This window comes from Microbacterium sp. T2.11-28 (assembly GCF_950097975.1).
In the GTDB taxonomy this organism is placed as follows: domain Bacteria; phylum Actinomycetota; class Actinomycetes; order Actinomycetales; family Microbacteriaceae; genus Microbacterium.
Map to the genome: position 1 here is coordinate 104,354 of NZ_CATNHF010000023.1, position 18,256 is coordinate 122,609.

Annotated in this window: 17 protein-coding genes; 8 read left to right on the top strand and 9 right to left on the bottom strand. The window is 70.5% G+C overall.

Annotated elements, in window-relative coordinates; all coding sequences use genetic code 11:
* Nucleotides 1–22: 22 nt before the first annotated feature.
* From QQZ13_RS10100 to QQZ13_RS10115, 4 genes are all read right to left on the bottom strand, one after another.
* Entirely contained in the window at nt 23–1,234 is a 1,212-nt protein-coding gene (locus QQZ13_RS10100; RefSeq protein WP_284528910.1) for a family 1 glycosylhydrolase, read from the bottom strand.
* A 29-nt stretch (nt 1,235–1,263) separates the two neighbouring features.
* Nucleotides 1,264–2,145: a carbohydrate ABC transporter permease gene (locus tag QQZ13_RS10105; RefSeq protein ID WP_284528911.1), complete on the bottom strand. Its 882-nt coding sequence runs from the start codon at nt 2,143–2,145 to the stop codon at nt 1,264–1,266.
* The gene (locus QQZ13_RS10110; RefSeq protein ID WP_284528912.1) at nt 2,145–3,110 is read right to left on the bottom strand and encodes a carbohydrate ABC transporter permease; all 966 of its coding nucleotides are present in this window, start codon (nt 3,108–3,110) and stop codon (nt 2,145–2,147) included. The genes QQZ13_RS10105 and QQZ13_RS10110 overlap by 1 nt, the downstream gene beginning before the upstream one ends.
* An 82-nt stretch (nt 3,111–3,192) precedes the next feature.
* The gene (locus QQZ13_RS10115) at nt 3,193–4,524 is read right to left on the bottom strand and encodes an ABC transporter substrate-binding protein (RefSeq protein ID WP_284528913.1); all 1,332 of its coding nucleotides are present in this window, start codon (nt 4,522–4,524) and stop codon (nt 3,193–3,195) included.
* Nucleotides 4,525–4,679: 155 nt separating this feature from the next.
* Here QQZ13_RS10115 and QQZ13_RS10120 point away from each other — a divergent pair, with 155 nt between their 5' ends.
* From QQZ13_RS10120 to dcd, 3 genes are read left to right on the top strand one after another with little or no spacing between them, the layout of a single operon-like run.
* A complete protein-coding gene (locus QQZ13_RS10120; RefSeq protein WP_284528914.1) occupies nt 4,680–5,678 on the top strand; it encodes a LacI family DNA-binding transcriptional regulator in 999 nt (332 codons plus the stop codon).
* Nucleotides 5,675–7,462, top strand: a complete 1,788-nt coding sequence (locus tag QQZ13_RS10125; protein WP_342395265.1) for a glycoside hydrolase family 2 protein — start codon at nt 5,675–5,677, stop codon at nt 7,460–7,462. The genes QQZ13_RS10120 and QQZ13_RS10125 overlap by 4 nt, the downstream gene beginning before the upstream one ends.
* Before the next feature lie 9 nt (nt 7,463–7,471).
* Nucleotides 7,472–8,077 (top strand): dCTP deaminase, encoded by a 606-nt coding sequence (dcd, locus tag QQZ13_RS10130; RefSeq protein ID WP_284528915.1) that lies wholly within the window; start codon nt 7,472–7,474, stop codon nt 8,075–8,077.
* Nucleotides 8,078–8,161: 84 nt separating this feature from the next.
* Here dcd and QQZ13_RS10135 read toward each other — a convergent pair whose 3' ends face one another.
* On the bottom strand, nt 8,162–8,854 hold the full coding sequence (locus QQZ13_RS10135) for a MarR family winged helix-turn-helix transcriptional regulator (protein ID WP_284528916.1): 693 nt from the start codon (nt 8,852–8,854) through the stop codon (nt 8,162–8,164).
* Between the two features lie 142 nt (nt 8,855–8,996).
* On the opposite strand from QQZ13_RS10135, the gene QQZ13_RS10140 reads away from it, so the two are divergent.
* The gene (locus QQZ13_RS10140; protein ID WP_284528917.1) at nt 8,997–9,599 is read left to right on the top strand and encodes a MarR family winged helix-turn-helix transcriptional regulator; all 603 of its coding nucleotides are present in this window, start codon (nt 8,997–8,999) and stop codon (nt 9,597–9,599) included.
* Between the two features lie 132 nt (nt 9,600–9,731).
* On the opposite strand, the gene QQZ13_RS10145 is transcribed toward QQZ13_RS10140, so the two are convergent.
* On the bottom strand, nt 9,732–11,126 hold the full coding sequence (locus QQZ13_RS10145; protein ID WP_284528918.1) for an MFS transporter: 1,395 nt from the start codon (nt 11,124–11,126) through the stop codon (nt 9,732–9,734).
* An 85-nt stretch (nt 11,127–11,211) separates the two neighbouring features.
* Nucleotides 11,212–11,793: a GNAT family N-acetyltransferase gene (locus tag QQZ13_RS10150; RefSeq protein WP_284528919.1), complete on the bottom strand. Its 582-nt coding sequence runs from the start codon at nt 11,791–11,793 to the stop codon at nt 11,212–11,214.
* A 324-nt stretch (nt 11,794–12,117) separates the two neighbouring features.
* On the opposite strand from QQZ13_RS10150, the gene dnaK reads away from it, so the two are divergent.
* From dnaK to QQZ13_RS10170, 4 genes are read left to right on the top strand one after another with little or no spacing between them, the layout of a single operon-like run.
* Nucleotides 12,118–13,977, top strand: coding sequence for a molecular chaperone DnaK (dnaK, locus tag QQZ13_RS10155; RefSeq protein ID WP_284528920.1), 1,860 nt, complete (start codon nt 12,118–12,120; stop codon nt 13,975–13,977).
* A 2-nt stretch (nt 13,978–13,979) separates the two neighbouring features.
* Complete coding sequence (locus tag QQZ13_RS10160) at nt 13,980–14,579, top strand: nucleotide exchange factor GrpE (protein WP_284528921.1); 600 nt, start codon at nt 13,980–13,982, stop codon at nt 14,577–14,579.
* Nucleotides 14,580–14,586: 7 nt separating this feature from the next.
* Complete coding sequence (locus QQZ13_RS10165) at nt 14,587–15,573, top strand: DnaJ C-terminal domain-containing protein (protein WP_284528923.1); 987 nt, start codon at nt 14,587–14,589, stop codon at nt 15,571–15,573.
* Nucleotides 15,570–16,007 carry a heat shock protein transcriptional repressor HspR gene (locus tag QQZ13_RS10170; protein ID WP_284528925.1) on the top strand — a complete coding sequence of 146 codons (438 nt, stop codon included), beginning with the start codon at nt 15,570–15,572 and terminating at the stop codon, nt 16,005–16,007. The genes QQZ13_RS10165 and QQZ13_RS10170 overlap by 4 nt, the downstream gene beginning before the upstream one ends.
* Before the next feature lie 84 nt (nt 16,008–16,091).
* On the opposite strand, the gene QQZ13_RS10175 is transcribed toward QQZ13_RS10170, so the two are convergent.
* Both QQZ13_RS10175 and QQZ13_RS10180 read right to left on the bottom strand, forming a co-directional pair.
* Entirely contained in the window at nt 16,092–17,441 is a 1,350-nt protein-coding gene (locus QQZ13_RS10175; RefSeq protein ID WP_284528927.1) for a DUF2252 domain-containing protein, read from the bottom strand.
* A gap of 4 nt (nt 17,442–17,445) precedes the next feature.
* Nucleotides 17,446–18,171, bottom strand: a complete 726-nt coding sequence (locus tag QQZ13_RS10180) for a potassium channel family protein (protein ID WP_284528928.1) — start codon at nt 18,169–18,171, stop codon at nt 17,446–17,448.
* Nucleotides 18,172–18,256 lie beyond the last annotated feature (85 nt).

Here is an 18,256-nt window from a genome sequence, read left to right on the forward strand (position 1 = left end):
ACCGCCCCGCCCGCCCCGCCTCTCAGCGGTGGCGGCGGGCGATCTCCTGGTACACGTCGAAGGCCGCGTTCTTGCTGCGGGCGAGCTGCTGGTCGCCGCCGCGCACGAGGTTCACGAGGCCGAAGTCGAGCATCCAGTCATCCACCGGCTTGTCGTCGAAGCGGTAGAGCCAGTCGACGAGGTCGAGGAAAGGGAACCACGTGTAGCCGACGATCGGGATGCCGTCGGCGCGCAGCACCTCGACCTCCTGCTCGGACTCGTGAAGCCACGCGATCTTCTCGTCTGGGGTGCCGACGAGCGACGTCTCGGTGATGACGATCGGCAGCCTGTAGCGCTCGCTGTACAGCTGCACGAGGTCGCGAAGTCCCGAGGTGCCCGCCTGGACGGGCGACTTCGTCCCGTCGTCGTCCATGCGGATCGTCGTGAACGCCGGGTAGTAGTTGACGCCGAGCACGTCGGGGGTGACGGCGTTGTCGGCGAACCAGGCGAGGTCGGCGTCGGTGTAGCCGTTCTCACCGAGCCAGGAGCGCAGCGGATGCGCGTCGTCCACGCGGCCGGTGATGAGGTCGAGGGCGAGGAACCGGCGCTCCTCGAGGAGCGCGCGGGGGAGCGGCGTCGTCTCGCCCTCGTAGCGGAAGCCGGCGTCGACGTGGACGAAGACGGCATCCGGATCGGCGGCGGCGATCTCCTGCTGGGTGCGGACCATGCCCTTGGCCAGGGCCTTCGTGACGGTGAGGAAGCCGTCGACGCCGGTGAGGTACGGCGGCCACTTGCCCATCTCGCCGCACCACTCCGCGTTGACGATGGGTTCGTTCAGCGGCGTGTAGTCGGTCCAGACGCCGCGGTAGCGCTCGGCGACCGCACGGCCGTACGCGGCGACCCGCTCGGGATACTGCGCGTTCAGGAACGAGTTCTCGAGCCACGTCGGCGTGCCGTAGTGCATGAGGTCGACGATGCAGCGGACGCCGAGCGCGCTCAGGTGCTCGGCGACCTGGTCGGTCCACGACCAGTCGAAGACGCCCGGCTCCGGCTCGACGAGGTACCAGGGCACGCCCCAGCGGACGAACTCGGCACCGGACTCCGCCACGAGGTCGAGGTCCTCGCGCCAGTGCGTGTAGTGCTGGGTGAGCTCGTACTCGTCGAGCTTGCGGTGACCCGGCCGGATCTGCGGGATGAAGGTGTCTTCGATGCCGACGCCGTAGCGGAGGCGGCCGTCGTCGTACCAGCGGTCCATGGATGCCTTTCGTTCGGGGGAGGATCGCGTCACTTGAGCCCGGTCGTGGCGATGCCGGCGACGAAGCTGCGCTGGATGAGGAGGAAGAAGACGACCACCGGCAGCAGTGCCAGGAGCGATCCCGCCATGAGCAGCCCGTACTCGACGACGTGCTGGCCCATGAAGAGGGCGAGGCCGGCGGGGAGCGTCGAGGACTCCAGGCTCGAGGACATGACCAGCGGCCACAGGAGGTCGTTCCAGTTGTACTGGAAGTGGAACAGACCCAACGTGAGCAGGGCGGGCTTGGCCAGCGGCATCACGATCTGACGGTAGATGCGCCACTCCGACGCGCCGTCGACCCGTGCCGCCTCCTCCAGGTCGCGCGGGAGCGAGAGAAAGAACTGCGTGAGGAAGAAGATGCCGAAGGCGTTGGTCATCCGCGGAATGATCATGCCGGGCAGGGTATTGGTGAGTCCGAACCCGTTGAGCATGTCGTAGAGCGGGATGAGCGTCACCTGGAACGGCAGCATCAGCAGGATGAGGATCAGCACCATGACGACGCCGCGGCCGCGGAAGGGCAGCCGCGCCAGCGCATAGGCCGCCATCGAGTCCAGCAGCAGCGAGATGATCGTCACGCCGCCGGCGAAGATGATCGTGTTGACGTAGAGCTGGGCGAACGGGATCCGCTCCCACACGTCGACGAAGTGCTCGAGGGTGAACTCTCGCGGCCACAGCGTCGGCGGGTAGGTGACGATGTCGGATTCCGGTTTGAACGCCGTGAAGACGAGCCACACGATCGGCAGCAGCATCAGCAGGGCGATGAGGATCGCGACGATCGCGAGCGCCCACTTCGATGCGCGGTAGAGGGTGAGGCGACGGCGGTCGAGGGCGCCGAGGTCGCGGGTGACGGGACGGTCGAGCGTGGTGGTCATCAGTACGTCACCGCCCGGCGCCGGAGCCAGCCGTACTGGACCATCGAGAGCGCGAAGACGAACAGCAGGAGCACGAACGAGATCGCCGAGGCGTACCCGAAGCGCAGCTCCTGGAACCCCTCGCGGTAGATGAGCATGACGAGTGTCTCCGTCTTGAAGTAGGGGCCGCCGCGGGTCATGACGTAGATCTGGTCGAAGGCCTGCAGGGTGGCGATGAGCGCGAGGACCGAGACGAGGAGGGTCTGGTTCGACAGGAGCGGGAGGGTCACGTTGCGGAAGCGCTGCCACGCGGTGGTGCCGTCGATCTTGGCCGCCTCGTACAGCTCGGCGGGGATGGACTGCAGGCCGGCGAGGTAGATGACCATGTAGAAGCCGACGAACTTCCACACGCCGACCATCATGACCGCGGGCATCGCGAAGCGCGGGTCGCTCAGCCAGCCCTGCTCGGTGACGATGCCGAGCTGGCCGAACCAGTAGGAGAGGAGCCCGATGTTCGGGTCGAGCAGGAACGACCAGGCGATGGCGATGATCCCGAGCGACACGATGAACGGCAGGAAGATGGCGGTGCGCACGAACGTGCGGCCGAAGAACGCCTGGTTCAGCATCACGGCGAACACCAGCGCCAGGACGACGGTGACCGGGGCGACCACGACGGCGTAGAGGACGGTGTTCCAGAACGCGTTCCAGAACGCCGGATCGCCGGCGAGTTCGACGTAGTTGTCCAGCCCGATCCACTCGGCGGCGGCGATCAGGTTGTAGTTCGTGAGTGACAGGTAGACCGCCTGCGCCATCGGGTAGAGGGTGAACGCCACGAGCACGATGAGCGCGGGGGCGAGGAACAGCCACGCGGTGAGCTGCCGTCGGGATGCGGGACCGCGGCGCCGCCGCCGCGACAGGGCGGTCGGCGCGGACGAGCGGGCGGATGCGGCGGACAGGGCGGACGGGGCCGGATCGGTGACCGTCATCGGGGATCTCCTTGGGGTGCGACCCGCGCGGGCGGGCCGGACGCGCGGGCCGGAGCAACGCGCTCCGACCCGCGCGCGGGTGTCACTTGTCGAGTTCTGCCTGGACCTGCTCGGAGGCGGCGGGGAAGATCGAGTCGACCGTCCCGTCGCCGTTGAGGGCCTTCTGCAGCGACGGCCAGAAGATGGTCTCCGTGATGGTGCCGCCGGCGGCGACCCCTGCCAGCAGGATCTTCGCACGGCTCGCCACGGCGGCGTCTCCGAAGATCGCCGGGTACGGGCTGGCGGTCACCTTGTCGGCCACGTCGGCGCGGTTCGGGGGGAAGCCCGATCCGTCGGCCCAGGTGGTCTGCCCCTCGGCGGAGTTCCAGTACGCGAAGAACGCGTACGCGGCCTCCTTGGTCGCGTCGTCGGTGCCGGCCGGCAGGCCCATCGAGACCACGTCGGCGAGCACGGCGTCGCTGTCGGGACCTGCGGGCGGGGGAGCGATGCCGAAGTTCAGGCCCGCGTCCTCGAAGCCGGTGGTCATCCACGGTCCGACGATCTCGGTCGCGGCCTTCCCGGTGAGGAACAGCTTGTCGGCGTCGGCGCCCGACAGCCCGATCGGCGATGCCTTCTGGTTCTTCACGAGGTCCACCCAGAAGTTCAGCGCCTCGAGGCTCGCGTCGTCGCCGAGCATCGACGTGGTGCCGTCGTCGGAGACGACCGCACCGCCGGTGCCCCACAGCAGCGCGGGGAAGACGGGGACGGTCTCGTGGTCGCCGAGGGCGGTGGCGTACTGCTCGGGCTTGCCGTCGCCGTTCTCGTCGACGGTGAGCTTCGGGACCATCGCGGCGAACTCCTCCCACGTGGTGGGCGGCGCCTCGGGGTCGAGCCCGGCGGCCTCGAAGAGGTCCTTGTTGTAGTACATCATCATGGGCGTGTAGTTGACGGGGACCCCGTAGTTCACGCCGTCGAAGACGGAGGCGTTGATGGCCGCCTCGGCCAGGGCGGCGGAGTCGTTGCCCGCGTCCTCGTAGTAGTCGTCCACCGGCAGGAACATCCCCTGCTTGGCGAACTGCGGCATGCGCGCCGCCGACATGGCGATGATGTCGGGACCGTCGTTGCCGGCGACCGCAGTGAGGACCTTCTGGTACAGCGTGTCCCAGGGCATGATCTCGGCCTTCACCTCGACCTCGTCCTGCGACGCGTTGAAGTCCTCGATCACCTTCTCGAGCGCGGGCCCGTCGGGTCCGGTGAATCCGTTCCAGAACGTGAGCGAGATCTTGCCCCCGTCTCCGCCGTCTCCGCTGTCGCCGTTGCCGGTGGTCCCCTGTCCGGCGCAGCCGGTGAGCGCGAGCGCCAGGATGCCGGCGCCGGCGGTGGCGAGGCGGAGGCCGCGGGTGAGGCGGCGCCGCGGTGAGTGCTGTGTCTCCATCGATCTTCCTTTCTAGTTCAACGTTGAACGTGCGGGGTGCAATCTGTTATACCTGACGTGGTAATCGTTGAACAAGACCCTTTTGGTAATCGTTGAATGATGAACCCGGGTGTGACACTGTGAGTCGCACGAACGCATCGAAGGAGGTGGACCGAGTGGGCAGGACGACCCTGAAGGACGTCGCCGAGCGCGTGGGCGTCTCGGCCAAGACGGTCTCCAACGTGGTCAACGGCACCGGCTGGGTCACCGACGAGCTGAAGGCCCGCGTCCAGGCCGCCATCGTCGACCTCGGCTACCGACCGAACGTCGCGGCCCGCAACCTGCGCAGCGGCCGCACCGGCATGGTCGCCGTCGCCCTTCCGGACCTCAGTCAGCCCTACTTCGCCGAGCTCGCGTCCGACCTCGTGCGCGCTGCGCAGGAGCGCTCGATCACCGTTCTCATCAACCAGACCGACGGTCGGAAGGATGCCGAGGAGCGTATCGCCCACGGCATCGACCTCCCCCTCATGGACGGGCTGATCCTGAGCCCCCTCGCGCTGACCGCCGCCGACCTCGAGCACCGCGAGGATCCGACGCCCCTCATCCTCCTCGGCGAGCACATCGGCGAGACCTCGCTCCCGCACGTCGCGGTCGACAACACCGCCGCCGCGCGCGCCGCGGTGGAGCATCTGCTCTCCCGGGGCCGCCGCCGCATCGCCGCGATTGGCATGCAGCAGGACGGCCCGAACGAGACCTCGGTGCTCCGCCTGTCGGGATATCGCGCCGCGCTCGAGGCGGTGGGCATCCCGTTCGATCCCGCTCTCGTGGGCGTCGTCGACGGCTACCACCGCGCCGACGGCGCCGCCGCCGCCGCACACCTGCTCGACACCGGCGTGGAGTTCGACGCCGTCTTCGCCTTCAACGATCTGCTGGCCCTCGGCGCCCTCCACGTGCTCGGCGCGCGCGGCGTGAGCGTGCCCGAGCAGGTCGCGGTGATCGGCTTCGACGACATCGACGAGGCCAGCTACAGCACACCGTCGCTCAGCTCGGTCGCGCCCGACACGCGGGCACTCGCGCGCGCCGCCATCGACCTGCTGATCACCCCCTCGTCGGCAGGGTCGCCGGCGATCCCATTCACCATCGCCGACCGGGCGAGCACAGGAGGACACACGTGAGCGCCACCCCGCTTCCCGTCGCATCGACGCAGGACGGGACCTACCCGCGCCCTCAGCTGATGAGGCCGGACTGGGCCGACCTCACCGGGCCGTGGGACTTCGCGCTCGGCGCGCCAGACGCGCAGCCGGCAGAGGTCTCCTTCGACCGCACCATCACCGTGCCCTTCCCGCCCGAGTCCGCCGCCTCGGGGCTGGCGGAGTCCGGGATGCTGCACTCGGTCTGGTACCGCCGCGCGATCACGGCGGCCGACCTCGCGGCGGCGGGCGGCGACGCCGGCGACGGACGGGTGCTGCTCCACTTCGGCGCCGTGGACTGGGAGGCGACCGTCTGGGTCAACGGCGTGGTGGTGGCCACCCACCGCGGCGGCCAGTCCCCGTTCACCGCCGACATCACCGCGGTGCTGCGCGCCGACGGCGGCGATGAGATCGTCGTCCACGCCGTCGACGACCCCGAGGACGTATCGATCCTGCGTGGCAAGCAGGACTGGCGGGATCAGCCGCATGCCATCTGGTATCACCGCACGACCGGCATCTGGCAGCCGGTGTGGCTGGAGGTGGTGCCGCGCACCGCGATCGCGCGGCTCGGGTGGGACTCCGACATCCCCACGGCCGGCGTGAGCGTCGAGGTGGAGCTGTCCGGCCCCGTCGAGGACGACGCGTGGCTGCACGTCGAGCTGCGGCACGACGGCGAGATCCTCGCCGAGGCGCGGACGAAGGTGCTGTCCCGGTTCGAGACGCTGCGGCTCACGCTGCCGCGTCAGACGAACGGCCAGCAGCACGAGGAGCTCCTGTGGAGCCCCGAGAGCCCGCAGCTGATCGACGCCGTGGTCCGCCTCGCGTCGCCGTCCTCGTCCGATGCCGTGGCGAGCTACCTCGGCATGCGCAGCGTCGGCACCGACGGCACGGCCTTCCTCCTGAACGACCGGCCGACCAGGCTCCGGGCGGTGCTCGCCCAGAACTACTGGCCCGAGTCGCATCTGGCCGCTCCGAGCGCCGAGGCGCTCCGCCGGGAGGTCGAGCTCATCCGCGAGCTGGGCTTCAACACAGCGCGCGTGCACCAGAAGGCCGAGGATCCCCGCTTCCTCTACTGGGCCGACCGGCTCGGCCTCATGGTGTGGGCCGAGACCGCCAGCGCCTACGCGTTCGATCGGCGCGCGGTGACCAACCTCGTCTCCGAGTGGACGAGCCTCGTCGGGCGCGACCAATCGCACCCCAGTGTGATCGTCTGGGTTCCGCTCAACGAGAGCTGGGGCGTGCAGCACATCGCCCACGATCCGCGTCAGCGCGCGCTCAGCCGTTCGGTGGCCGACATCACCCGCGCCCTCGACGGCTCGCGGCCCGTCATCTCCAACGACGGCTGGGAGCACACGCGCTCCGACATCTGGACGATCCACGACTACGAGGCGCGCCCCGAGGTCCTCGCCGCCCGCTACGGCGACGCCGCTTCGCTCGACGCCATGATCTCGGGCTTCGGGCCGGCCGGACGCCGCATCTCGGTCGACGGCGACACGGGCGTCAAGCCGATCATGCTGACCGAGTTCGGCGGAGTGAGCCTGCGTCCCGCGAACGGCACCGACTGGGGCTACTCCACGGCCGACACCCCGGAGGAGTTCGGCGACCGGGTGTGCGCCCTCATCGCCGCCGCCGAGGCCGCGCCGCCGCTGAGCGGGTTCTGCTACACCCAGCTCACCGACACCGGGCAGGAGACCAACGGCCTGCTGTATGACGACAGGTCGCCGAAGGTGCCCGTCGCGGCGATCCGGGCGGCCGTCCTCGGCCAGTAGGCTGGCCGCGTGCTGCTCAGTGATCGCGACATCCGCCGGGAGATCGACCTCGGACGGGTCGGGCTCGACCCCTGGGACCCGGCGATGGTCCAGCCCTCGAGCGTCGACGTCCGTCTCGACCGGTACTTCCGGCTGTTCGACAACCACAAGTACCCGTTCATCGACCCGGCGGAGGACCAGCCGGACCTGACCCACCTCATCGAGGTCGACCCCGACGAGCCGTTCGTGCTCCACCCGGGCGAGTTCGTGCTCGGATCGACGTTCGAGCTCGTCACCCTGCCCGACGACGTCGCCGCCCGCCTGGAGGGCAAGTCCTCGCTCGGTCGTCTGGGCCTGCTGACCCACTCGACGGCCGGCTTCATCGATCCGGGCTTCTCGGGGCACGTGACCCTCGAGCTGTCGAACGTCGCGACCCTGCCGATCAAGCTGTGGCCCGGGATGAAGATCGGACAGCTCTGCTTCTTCCGTCTGTCGTCGGCCACCGAGTCGCCTTACGGATCGGGTCCGTACGGCAACCGCTACCAGGGGCAGCGCGGACCGACCGCCTCCCGCTCTTTCCAGAACTTCCACCGCACCGACGTCGGCACGACCGACGCGGGCGCGCCCGGTCACTGACCCGATCTCGCGCCCCGATACGACCAGACGGCCGTTCCCCGGAAGGGCAGCGGCCGTCTGGTCGTGCAGGTCGGCTCGTGCGGGTCAGGCCGTGCGCTCCTCGCGTCCGCGGGCGAAGCCGGCATCGAAGCCGCGCTCGTAGGCGCGCTCGCCGCCGTCGCCGTGGTGGTGGCCGTGGCGGTGCCCGCGCGGGCCACCGCAGGGGCCGTGTCCGCCGTGGAGGGCGCTGGGGAACCGCTGGCCGTCGAAGCGGTTCGGGCCGAATCCGGGCACGTCGCCGAAGCCCGGGCGGAACCCGGGACGGAATCCGCGGCGGCCGAAGCCACGGCCGGGGCCGGGCCGGCCGAGTCCGGCGGCGAGGTCGTCGCCGCCGAGCTCCCGGGCCATCGCCTGCAGTGACGCGAGGGTCGTGGCGAAGTCGGCCTCCGAGACGGCGCCGGCCACGCGGGAGCGGATGCCGTCGACCGTCTCGGACAGGCGCGCCTTGGCGGCACGTCCCTCGTCGGTGAGCGTCCAGGTGCCGTCGGTCTCGACGGCCCAGCCGCGCTCGGCGAGCGAGCGGAGCTTCTTGCCGCGCGCGATGCGGGCGGCGATCTCGGGTGCCTCGACGGATCCGTCGAGGACGTTCAGGATCATCCACTCGCGTCGCGTCACGCCTTCGGTCTCGAAGGCCGCGGCGAACTCGTGCGTGAGGAGCCGGTCGACGGCGCGCAGCCAGAAGCCGAGGGGCCGGGACGCGGGCTGCGGGTGTTCGGGGTGGGGTGTGGGGTTCTCCATGAGAAGTCCTTTCGTGGGCGGGATCTGATCCCGCCGGGTCGTCTGTCGCTGCGGTGAGCGTCGCAGATGCATGTACATGTGCATGCGTATGTAGTGTGACATGCATCTGAGAAACATGTCAAGTGGCATGTACCGTGGAGGCATGACGGATGCTGCCGACCTCGACGCGATCGTCGCCGCCCTCTCGCAGCTGCGCGGCCGTCCCCCTCGCCCGCCGTTCGGGCCGGGTGGTCCGTTCGGACCCGGCGGGCACGGCGGCGGTGGGCACGGCGGCGGCGGGAGCCACGGCGGGGGCGGTCACGACGCCCACGACGCGGGCGGCCGCGGCGACGGCCCGGGCGGGCGAGGGCGCCCCGGCGGACCTGGCTGGGGCCACGGTCCCTTCGCTCCCCACGCGCGCTTCGGCGGCGGACCGGCGCGACTGCGCCTGCTCGACGCCCTCGCGGCAGCCTCCCACCCCCTCTCGGTGAGCGAGGTGGGCGAGGCGATCGGGGTGGACCAGCCGCGGGCCTCCCGTCTGATCCAGCAGGCCGTCGACCTCGGCCTCGTGCAGCGCGAGGCCGATCCCGACGACGCGCGCCGCACCCGCGTCGCCCTCACCGAGCAGGGGAGCCGGATCGCCCGTGGCTTCCGCGGCGAGCGGCGGGAGCGCATCCAGACCGCGCTCGCCGGATTCAGCGACGCCGAGCGCGCCGAGCTCGCGCGTCTGCTCTCCAAGCTCGCAGCGGCGTGGCCCCAGGCCTGACCGACTTCCCATTGGGCGCGTCGCCCGGTGCACAACTCCGGACATCCGGGCCGCAGGGCGACGCATCGGCCGCTTCCGCCCCTCGAGCGCCAGGCGCTTCCGGAGTTGTGAACGCGCGACCGGCTCGACCGGTCAGTCGATGGCGACCTGCTGGGTCTTCACCGGCAGCATGAGCAGCAGGCCCGCCAGCAGGATGATCACGATGCCGAGGATGCCCAGGCGCGTATCGCCGGACAGTCCGACGAAGAGGGCGAACAGTCCGGGCGCCAGGAAAGACACCGCGCGGCCGGTGGTGGCATACAGGCCGAAGACCTCGCCCTCGCGCCCCTCGGGCGTGATCCGCGCCAGGAACGATCGCGACGCCGACTGGATCGGCCCCACGAACATGCACAGGATGAGCCCGACGATCCAGAAGCCGACCGCGGCGGTGCCGATGAAGAGCACCGCGGTGCCGGCGATCACGAGCCCGATGAGCGAGGCCATGATGACGTTCTTCGGACCGAAGCGGTCGTCGAGGCGTCCGGCGAGGATCGTCGAGACGCCCGCCACGACGTTGGCGGCGACGGCGAAATAGAGCACCTGCGTCGACGTGAAGCCGAACACCTGTGCGGCGATGATCGCGCCGAAGGTGAAGACGCCGGCCAGGCCGTCGCGGAACACGGCGCTCGCCAGCAGGAACTGCAGCACCTGGCGATTGCCGTGCCAGAGCTTGCGGAGCGTGCCGAACAGCACGCGGTAGGAGGCGAAGAAGCCGACCCGGTTCGCGCGGGCGCGGGCGGGGATCTCGGGAACGCGCAGCAGCACCGGGATCGCGAAGACGGCGAACCACACGGCCGAGGCGAGCACCGCCAAGCGGATGCTGAGTCCGCCCTCCTCGGTGATCCCGAGCGGGCCTGGCTCGTCGCCCAGCCCGATGAAGCCGACGAGGAGGATGATCAGCAGCACGATCCCGCCGACGTAGCCCATGCCCCACCCGAAGCCCGAGACGCGGCCCATGTTCTCGCGGGTGGAGACCTGCACGAGCATCGCGTTGTAGTTGACGCCCGCGAACTCGAAGAAGACGTTGCCGACGGCCAGGAGCGTCGCCCCGAGGACGAGGTACCCGGGCGTTCCCTCGACGAACACCATCGCCGCCATCGCCAGCACGACGACGCCCGTGTTGATCCCGAGCCAGAGCTTGCGGCGCCCCGAGCCGTCGGAGCGCTGGCCGAGCACGGGGGCCAGGACGGCGATGAGGATGCCGGCGATCATCAGCGCCACGCCGATCAGCGACGCGTTGGACGCCTCGGCGGCGACGAGGGCGGGGTCCTCGGCGTTGCCGCCCGCGGCCTCGACGATCGCCGGATCGATGAAGTAGCTGCTGGAGAGGTAGGTGCTGAAGACGAATGTCGTGACGACGGCGTTGAACGCCGCCGAACCCCAGTCCCAGAGCGCCCACGCCAGGACGCCGGGCTTGCGGGTGGCCTCGGTCGTGCCCGCCGCCGCGGCGTGGACGGAGTCGGGTGCGGGCTGGTCGGGGAGCGACATGTGGGTCACGCTAGGACTCTTCCGTGAACGGAGGGTGCCGCACCCGCGACGGGTGCTGCACCCCCGCGGCGGTGCGGGGGTGTGCTCAGGCTACCGGCGCCGTGCCCCGGCGCCCCGCCCATTCGCGTTCCAGGATCGCGTAGCGGCCGGTGTCGGTCCACTCGCCCTTGAGGAACATGTCCTCGACGAAGTGTCCCTCGTGGCGCATGCCCAGGCGCAGGCACAGCGCGACCGAGGCGTCGTTGCGGGGATCGAGCTCCGCGTACACGCGGTGCAGGCCGAGGTCGTCGAAGCAGTAGGCGAGGAGCAGGCGCGCCGCCTCGGCGGCGTATCCCCGGCCCTGCGCCGCCGGGAGCAGGATCCAGCCGATCTCGGCGGTGCGGTCGTCGACGCTCTTGAGGTCGAGGTACATCGTCCCGATGAAGTCGCCGTGCTCGTCGCGGATGGTGGGCTGCAGGTAGTCGCCCGGCTCGGCCAGGCGGAGCGCCGCGGCATCGCGGGCGAGCACCTCTTCGACCTTCTCCCGGGTGCGGGGCTCGTAGAGCAGGTAGCGGCACACCTCGGGGTCGGACTGCATCGCGTAGAGGGGCTCGATGTCGTCCGGGCGCAGCGGGTCGAGGGTGACGCGGGGGCCGACCAGGCGGGTGAAGACGGCGGGCAGGGACATGGCATCCATCCTGCCCGCCGGGCGGGGTCCGGCGCGGGCAGACGTGCGGAAAGCAGGCCCGACTGCCGGGGTGGGCGCCGCCGGGGACGCCTCCGGCCGATCCAGCCTGCTTTCGCCCCCGTCCGCGGTGCAGAGGCCCACGCCGGCCGCCGCCGGCCGACGCCCAGCAGTCGGCACCGCACCTGAAAAGTTGATAAGAGTCGTATCAACTTGGTTTGACAGCACCGGCGGTGCGGTCTATCGTGGACGCAGAGCGAACTTGAGCCGCGACGGCTCAATCTCGACAGACTTCACCCCGATCCGTTCCACAAAGGAGAAACACACATGGCACGTGCAGTGGGAATCGACCTCGGCACGACGAACTCCGTCGTCTCCGTCCTCGAGGGCGGCGAGCCGAAGGTCATCGCCAACGCCGAGGGCTTCCGCACGACCCCGTCGGTCGTCGCCTTCACCAAGGACGGCGAGGTGCTCGTCGGCGAGACCGCCAAGCGCCAGGCCGTCACCAACGTCGACCGCACGCTGACCTCGGTCAAGCGCCACATGGGCACCGACTGGAAGACCCAGTCGATCGACGGCAAGAACTACACGCCGCAGGAGATCTCGGCGCGCATCCTCCAGAAGCTCAAGCGCGACGCCGAGCAGTACCTGGGCGACACGGTGACCGACGCGGTCATCACCGTCCCCGCGTACTTCAACGACGCCGAGCGTCAGGCGACGAAGGACGCGGGTGAGATCGCGGGCCTGAACGTCCTGCGCATCATCAACGAGCCGACCGCCGCCGCGCTGGCCTACGGCCTCGACAAGGGCAAGGAGGACGAGCTCATCCTCGTCTTCGACCTCGGTGGCGGAACGTTCGACGTGTCGCTGCTCGAGGTGGGCAAGGACGACGACTTCTCGACCATCCAGGTGCGCTCCACCGCCGGTGACAATCGCCTCGGCGGCGACGACTGGGACCAGCGCGTCGTGGACTACCTCATCAAGCAGTTCAAGGACACGACCGGCGTCGACGTCTCGGGCGACAAGATCGCCCTCCAGCGCCTCAAGGAGGCGGCGGAGCAGGCCAAGAAGGAGCTGTCGGGCTCGACGAGCACCTCGATCAACCTGCCCTACCTGTCGCTGACCGACTCCGGCCCCGTGTCGCTGTCGGAGACGCTGACCCGCGCCAAGTTCGAGGACCTCACCAAGGACCTCCTCGACCGCACCAAGAAGCCCTTCGAGGACGTCATCCGCGAGGCCGGCATCAAGGTGTCCGACATCGACCACGTGGTCCTCGTCGGCGGTTCGACGCGTATGCCCGCCGTGAGCGAGCTCGTGAAGAAGGAGACCGGCAAGGAGCCCAACAAGGGCGTGAACCCGGACGAGGTCGTCGCCGTCGGCGCCGCTCTCCAGGCCGGCGTCCTCAAGGGCGAGCGCAAGGACGTCCTCCTCATCGACGTCACCCCCCTGAGCCTCGGCATCGAGACCAAGGGCGGGATCATGACCAAGCTCATCGAGCGCAACACGGCCATCCCGACCAAGCGGAGCGAGACCTTCACGACCGCCGACGACAACCAGCCGTCGGTCGCCATCCAGGTCTTCCAGGGCGAGCGCGACTTCACCCGCGACAACAAGCCGCTGGGGACGTTCGAGCTCACCGGCATCGCGCCGGCGCCGCGCGGCATCCCGCAGATCGAGGTCACCTTCGACATCGACGCCAACGGCATCGTGCACGTGTCCGCGAAGGACAAGGGCACCGGCAAGGAGCAGTCGATGACGATCACCGGCGGCTCGTCGCTGCCGAAGGACGACATCGAGCGGATGGTGCGCGAGGCCGAGGAGCACGCGGCCGAGGACAAGAAGCGCCGTGAGGCCGCCGAGGTCCGCAACCAGGCCGAGACCCTCTCGTACTCGATCGAGAAGCTCATCGCCGACAACGCCGACAAGCTGCCCGAGGACGTCAAGTCCGAGGTCCAGGCCGACGTCGACGCGCTGAAGACCGCGCTCGCCGGAGACAATGACGACGCCGTCAAGGACGCGTTCGACAAGCTCAACGCCTCGCAGGGCAAGCTGGGCGAGGCGATCTACGCCTCCTCGCAGGCCGAGCAGAGCGCTCCGGCGCAGGACGAGCCGGCGGCCGATGCGGCATCCTCTGAGGAGGACGTCGTGGACGCCGAGGTCGTCGACGACGAAGACGAGAAGAAGTAAGCATGACGAACAAGGACTTCGACAAGCCTGAAGACGGCGACGAGGTCCTCGGCGAGGAGGGGTCGGATGCCACGGCATCCGACCCTGAGTCGCAAGAGGACGAGCTGACGATCGACGACATCCTGGGCGCCGCCCAGAACGATGACGCCGCCGTGGCCGACGCCCCCGCGGAGGAGCACGACCTGCTCCTCGACCTGAAGCGCCTGCAGGCGGAGTACGCGAACTATCGCCGTCGCACCGAGGACCAGCGCGAGGTCGAGATCGAGCGCGCCAAGGGCGCGGTCGCGAAGGGTCTGCTGCCGGTGCTCGACGACCTGGACCGCGCCGAGAAGCACGGCGACCTGGTGGAGGGCTCGGCGCTCACCGCGATCGCCGAGAAGCTGCGCGCCGTCGTGGCGCGCCTGGGCGTGGAGACCTACGGCGCGGCCGGCGACACGTTCGACCCGCAGCAGCACGAGGCGATCTTCCAGGCCCCGACGCTCGGCACCGAGACGCCGACCATCCTCGAGGTCGTCGAGGTGGGCTACCGCCTCGGCGCGATCGAGCTGCGGCCGGCGAAGGTCGTCGTCGCCGTTCCGGCGTCGACCTCAGGGACCGACTAGGAGACGTATGGCCAGTCAGGACTGGTTCGACAGGGACTTCTACAAGGTCCTGGGTGTCGCCAAGGACGTCTCCGACGCCGATCTCAAGAAGACGTACCGCAAGCTCGCGCGCCAGTACCATCCCGATTCGACGCAGGGCGACCCGGTCGCCGAGGCGAAGTTCAAGGAGATCAGCGAGGCGTACGCCGTGCTGAGCGACAAGGAGCAGCGCCAGGAGTACGACCAGATCCGCGCGATGGGATCGGGCAGCGCCCGCTTCCAGGCGCCGGGCTCGTCCGGCGGCGGCTTCGAGGACGTCTTCAGCCGCTTCGGCGGCGGGACGCGCACGCAGCAGGCCGACTTCGACGACCTGTTCGCCATGTTCGGCGAGCAGTCGGGCGGCCGCTTCGGCTCCGGCCGGTTCGGGCAGCCGACCGGGGGGTTCCGCGGTTTCGGCGGACCGCAGCGCGGCGCCGATGTCTCGGCGCGCACGACGCTGGATTTCCAGACCGCCGTCAAGGGCGAGACGATCACGCTCCAGGGCGAGGACGGCAAGCCGTTCAAGGTCAAGATCCCCGCGGGTGTCTCGGACGGCCAGAAGATCCGGCTGCGCGGTCGTGGTCGTCCCTCTCCCGACGGGGGCGAGGCCGGTGACATCGTGGTGTCGGTGACCGTGCGTCCGCATCCCGTGTTCAGCCGCGACGGACTGAACCTGCGCGTGACCGTGCCGGTGACCTTCACCGAGGCGGCTCTCGGGGCGACCATCGAGGTCCCGACGCTCGGCGGCGATCCCGTCAAGCTGCGGGTGGCGCCGGGCACGCCCTCGGGACGCGTCCTGCGCGTCAAGGGGCGCGGCGTGGAGTCCAGCAAGGGCACCGGCGACCTCCTCGCGGAGGTGCAGGTGGCGGTTCCCGCACATCTCGACGACCGTGCGCGCGAGGCGCTCGAGCGGTTCCAGGACCTGGAGCCGAAGGAGAACCCGCGCGCCGAGCTGATGAGCAGGGCACGCGAATGAGCGATCCCGACGTAGACGAGGAGACCCCGATCTTCGCGATCGCGGTCGCCGCCGAGCTCGCGGGCATGCACCCGCAGACTCTCCGCCAGTACGACCGGCTGGGCCTCGTCGTGCCCGGACGCACCCAGGGCGGATCGCGTCGCTACTCGCTGCGCCACGTGAAGCAGCTCCGCGAGGTCGCGGCGCTGTCCGCGGAGGGCATCAGCCTTCCCGCGATCTCGCGCATCATCGAGCTCGAGAACAGCGTGCGCTCCCTGCAGCGGCAGGTCGGCGAGCTGGAGCAGCGCCTGCGCGACGAGGTCGACCAGCGCCGCGGTGCCCGGGTCTTCGCCGCCGGCGCCTCCGGCTCGGTGGTGACCCTGCGCCACGGCACGCGGGTGCGGAGGGCCACCGAGGTGGTCGTCTGGCGCCCACCGGCCTCCGACGCGGATTGACCCCCGCACCGGATTCGGAGCATGTCGCCGGATTCGGAGCACACGACGCGGATCCTCCGAATCCGCGGTGATCCTCCGAATCCGCTACGCCCGAGCGGCGAGGAACGCGTCGTAGTCGGCGCGCGACAGGTCCGCGTACGCGTAGGCCCAGGTGGTGAGCGCCTCGGCCAGCGTGCGCCCGCTGCCGACGTATCCGGCGACGTTCGTCGCGTTCGGCGACTGGCTGTGCGCGCGGGCGAGCGTGACCGCGCAGGCCCGGGCGTAGAGGGCGAACGGCCCGTCCTCGAGCGTCTCGATGTCGATGCCGCCCTTCATGTCGCGGAACTGGCGCACGTAGTAGTCGCCCGTCCGGCCGCGCAGGTGTCCGAGGAAGGGATCGGACACGCCCTGGAGGATCCGCTGCATCGACACCACCCGGGATCCCTCGCCGCTCTCCGCCCACTGCTGATCGAGGCCTTCGGGCTGCGGGCACCGGCCGTGCTCGATGAGCACGCTCCGGCCTGCCTCCTTCGTCTGGAGCAGCAGGGCGCTGCCGTCGCCGTCCTGCAGCACGGTGACGAAGCAGCGCGTTCCCACGCTGCCGACCCCGACCGCGCGGCGGACCGTGTCCGAGACGCGGTAGTGCCGCAGCAGGAGGCGGATGTCCACCCCGGCGGTCGCCCGATAGCCGGCGAACGCGCCCTCGACGAGGGCTGCCGTGAGCTCGTCGAGGTGCGTCATGGCCGGCGGCTCCTCGACGAAGCGGAGCCTGCCGGTGGCATCGGCCTCGGTGAGCTTGCGCGCGGCGCGCTCTGCGGTGCGGCGCTCCGCATGCCGGATCGCGGCGCGCACCACGCGCCGCCCGGCCTTGTCGCGCACCGCGCGCCCGCCCGACACGTCGAAGTGCTCGTAGTAGCGCGCCAGCGCGCTGCGGCGCGTGTAGGCGGCGATGGCCTGCGCGTAGGCGCGCACCGTGACGCGCGCGGCATCCGTCACCACCCGCTCGTCGCGGCCCGTCGCCTGCCCGGCGATGACGACGCTCGTCACGAGGCGCTTGACGTCCCACTCCCAGGGCGCCCACGCGGCCTCGTCGAAGTCGTTCAGATCGAAGACGAGGCTGCGCTGCGGCGACGCGTAGAGGCCGAAATTCGCGACGTGGGCGTCGCCGCAGGATGCGACGGGGATGCCGCTGCCGGGGCTCCGGGCGAGGTCGGCCGCCATGAGCGCGGCGGTCCCGCGGTAGAACGCGAACGGGCTCGCCGCCATCCGCTCGGCCCGCAGCGGCACCAGCTCGGCGACGCGTCCGGCGTTCTGCGACGCGAGGATCCCGAGCGGATCGCGGCCGTCGGTCGCGAGCTCGGCGAGGCTTCGCCGGGGCGCGGCCCGTCGTGCCGCTCGCCCCTCGGCGACGCGCTGCTCTCGGGAGGGCGGGGGCTCCCAGGCGGGTCCGGTCATGTCGTCATCCTGACATCGGGGGCCGCGGGGACTCGTGCGACGCCGGCATGCCGGCCCGCTCGCTCTCGCGCACGCGGGCGGTGCGCTGGATCTGGTCGTTCAGCGCCGAGATGACCGTCGCGCTCGTCACACCCAGCACGACGAGGCCTCCCATCATCAGGCCGACGGCGATCGTCCGGCCCGCGAGGGTGACGGGCACGAAGTCGCCGTAGCCCACGGTCGCGATCGTCGAGAAGCCCCACCAGATCGCATCTCCCAGATCCACGATGCTCGCGCGCGGGTCGCCGCGCTCGGCGAGCCACACGAGGGTGGACGCCGTGAAGACGAAGAGGAAGGTGAACATCGTCACCAGGATCACCAGCCGGGCCCGCTGCCGGGCGGGCGTCACCCGGAACCACGGCAGACGCCAGACGTAGGCGATGATCACGAACGGCCGGAGGTAGGCGACGGCGAGGGAGACCGCCTCGAACCACCGCGTGCGGAAGAAGGCGCGCGTATCGCCGCTGAGGACCCAGCGGACGACGAAGTCGGCAGCGAAGACGATCCAGGTGGCGGCGATCGTGGTCCACATCGCGGTGCGCCACGGTGTGGCCGGGCCGAGGTCGGCCAGCACCCACACCCAGGCGGCGAAGAACGCCAGCGACAGGACGAACAGCGGCCACGCGGTGCGGTCCTCCCACGCGAGGGTCCGCGGGGAGATGCCCCCGCTGTGCGCAGTCCGCGGCGTCATGGGGCCCATCCTGGCACCGCTCCCGCGCCGCCGCACGCGTCTGGGCGACCCCTGCTGCGTCCGCCCCCCGCCGGCGCTAGCGTGG

Coding starts and splice junctions, on each gene's coding strand:
- QQZ13_RS10100 (WP_284528910.1), bottom strand. CDS start 1,234: ATGGACCGCTGGTACGACGACGGCCGCCTCCGCTACGGCGTCGGCATC.
- QQZ13_RS10105 (WP_284528911.1), bottom strand. CDS start 2,145: ATGACCACCACGCTCGACCGTCCCGTCACCCGCGACCTCGGCGCCCTC.
- QQZ13_RS10110 (WP_284528912.1), bottom strand. CDS start 3,110: ATGACGGTCACCGATCCGGCCCCGTCCGCCCTGTCCGCCGCATCCGCC.
- QQZ13_RS10115 (WP_284528913.1), bottom strand. CDS start 4,524: ATGGAGACACAGCACTCACCGCGGCGCCGCCTCACCCGCGGCCTCCGC.
- QQZ13_RS10135 (WP_284528916.1), bottom strand. CDS start 8,854: ATGGAGAACCCCACACCCCACCCCGAACACCCGCAGCCCGCGTCCCGG.
- QQZ13_RS10140 (WP_284528917.1), top strand. CDS start 8,997: ATGACGGATGCTGCCGACCTCGACGCGATCGTCGCCGCCCTCTCGCAG.
- QQZ13_RS10145 (WP_284528918.1), bottom strand. CDS start 11,126: ATGTCGCTCCCCGACCAGCCCGCACCCGACTCCGTCCACGCCGCGGCG.
- QQZ13_RS10150 (WP_284528919.1), bottom strand. CDS start 11,793: ATGTCCCTGCCCGCCGTCTTCACCCGCCTGGTCGGCCCCCGCGTCACC.
- dnaK (WP_284528920.1), top strand. CDS start 12,118: ATGGCACGTGCAGTGGGAATCGACCTCGGCACGACGAACTCCGTCGTC.
- QQZ13_RS10160 (WP_284528921.1), top strand. CDS start 13,980: ATGACGAACAAGGACTTCGACAAGCCTGAAGACGGCGACGAGGTCCTC.
- QQZ13_RS10165 (WP_284528923.1), top strand. CDS start 14,587: ATGGCCAGTCAGGACTGGTTCGACAGGGACTTCTACAAGGTCCTGGGT.
- QQZ13_RS10170 (WP_284528925.1), top strand. CDS start 15,570: ATGAGCGATCCCGACGTAGACGAGGAGACCCCGATCTTCGCGATCGCG.
- QQZ13_RS10175 (WP_284528927.1), bottom strand. CDS start 17,441: ATGACCGGACCCGCCTGGGAGCCCCCGCCCTCCCGAGAGCAGCGCGTC.
- QQZ13_RS10180 (WP_284528928.1), bottom strand. CDS start 18,171: ATGACGCCGCGGACTGCGCACAGCGGGGGCATCTCCCCGCGGACCCTC.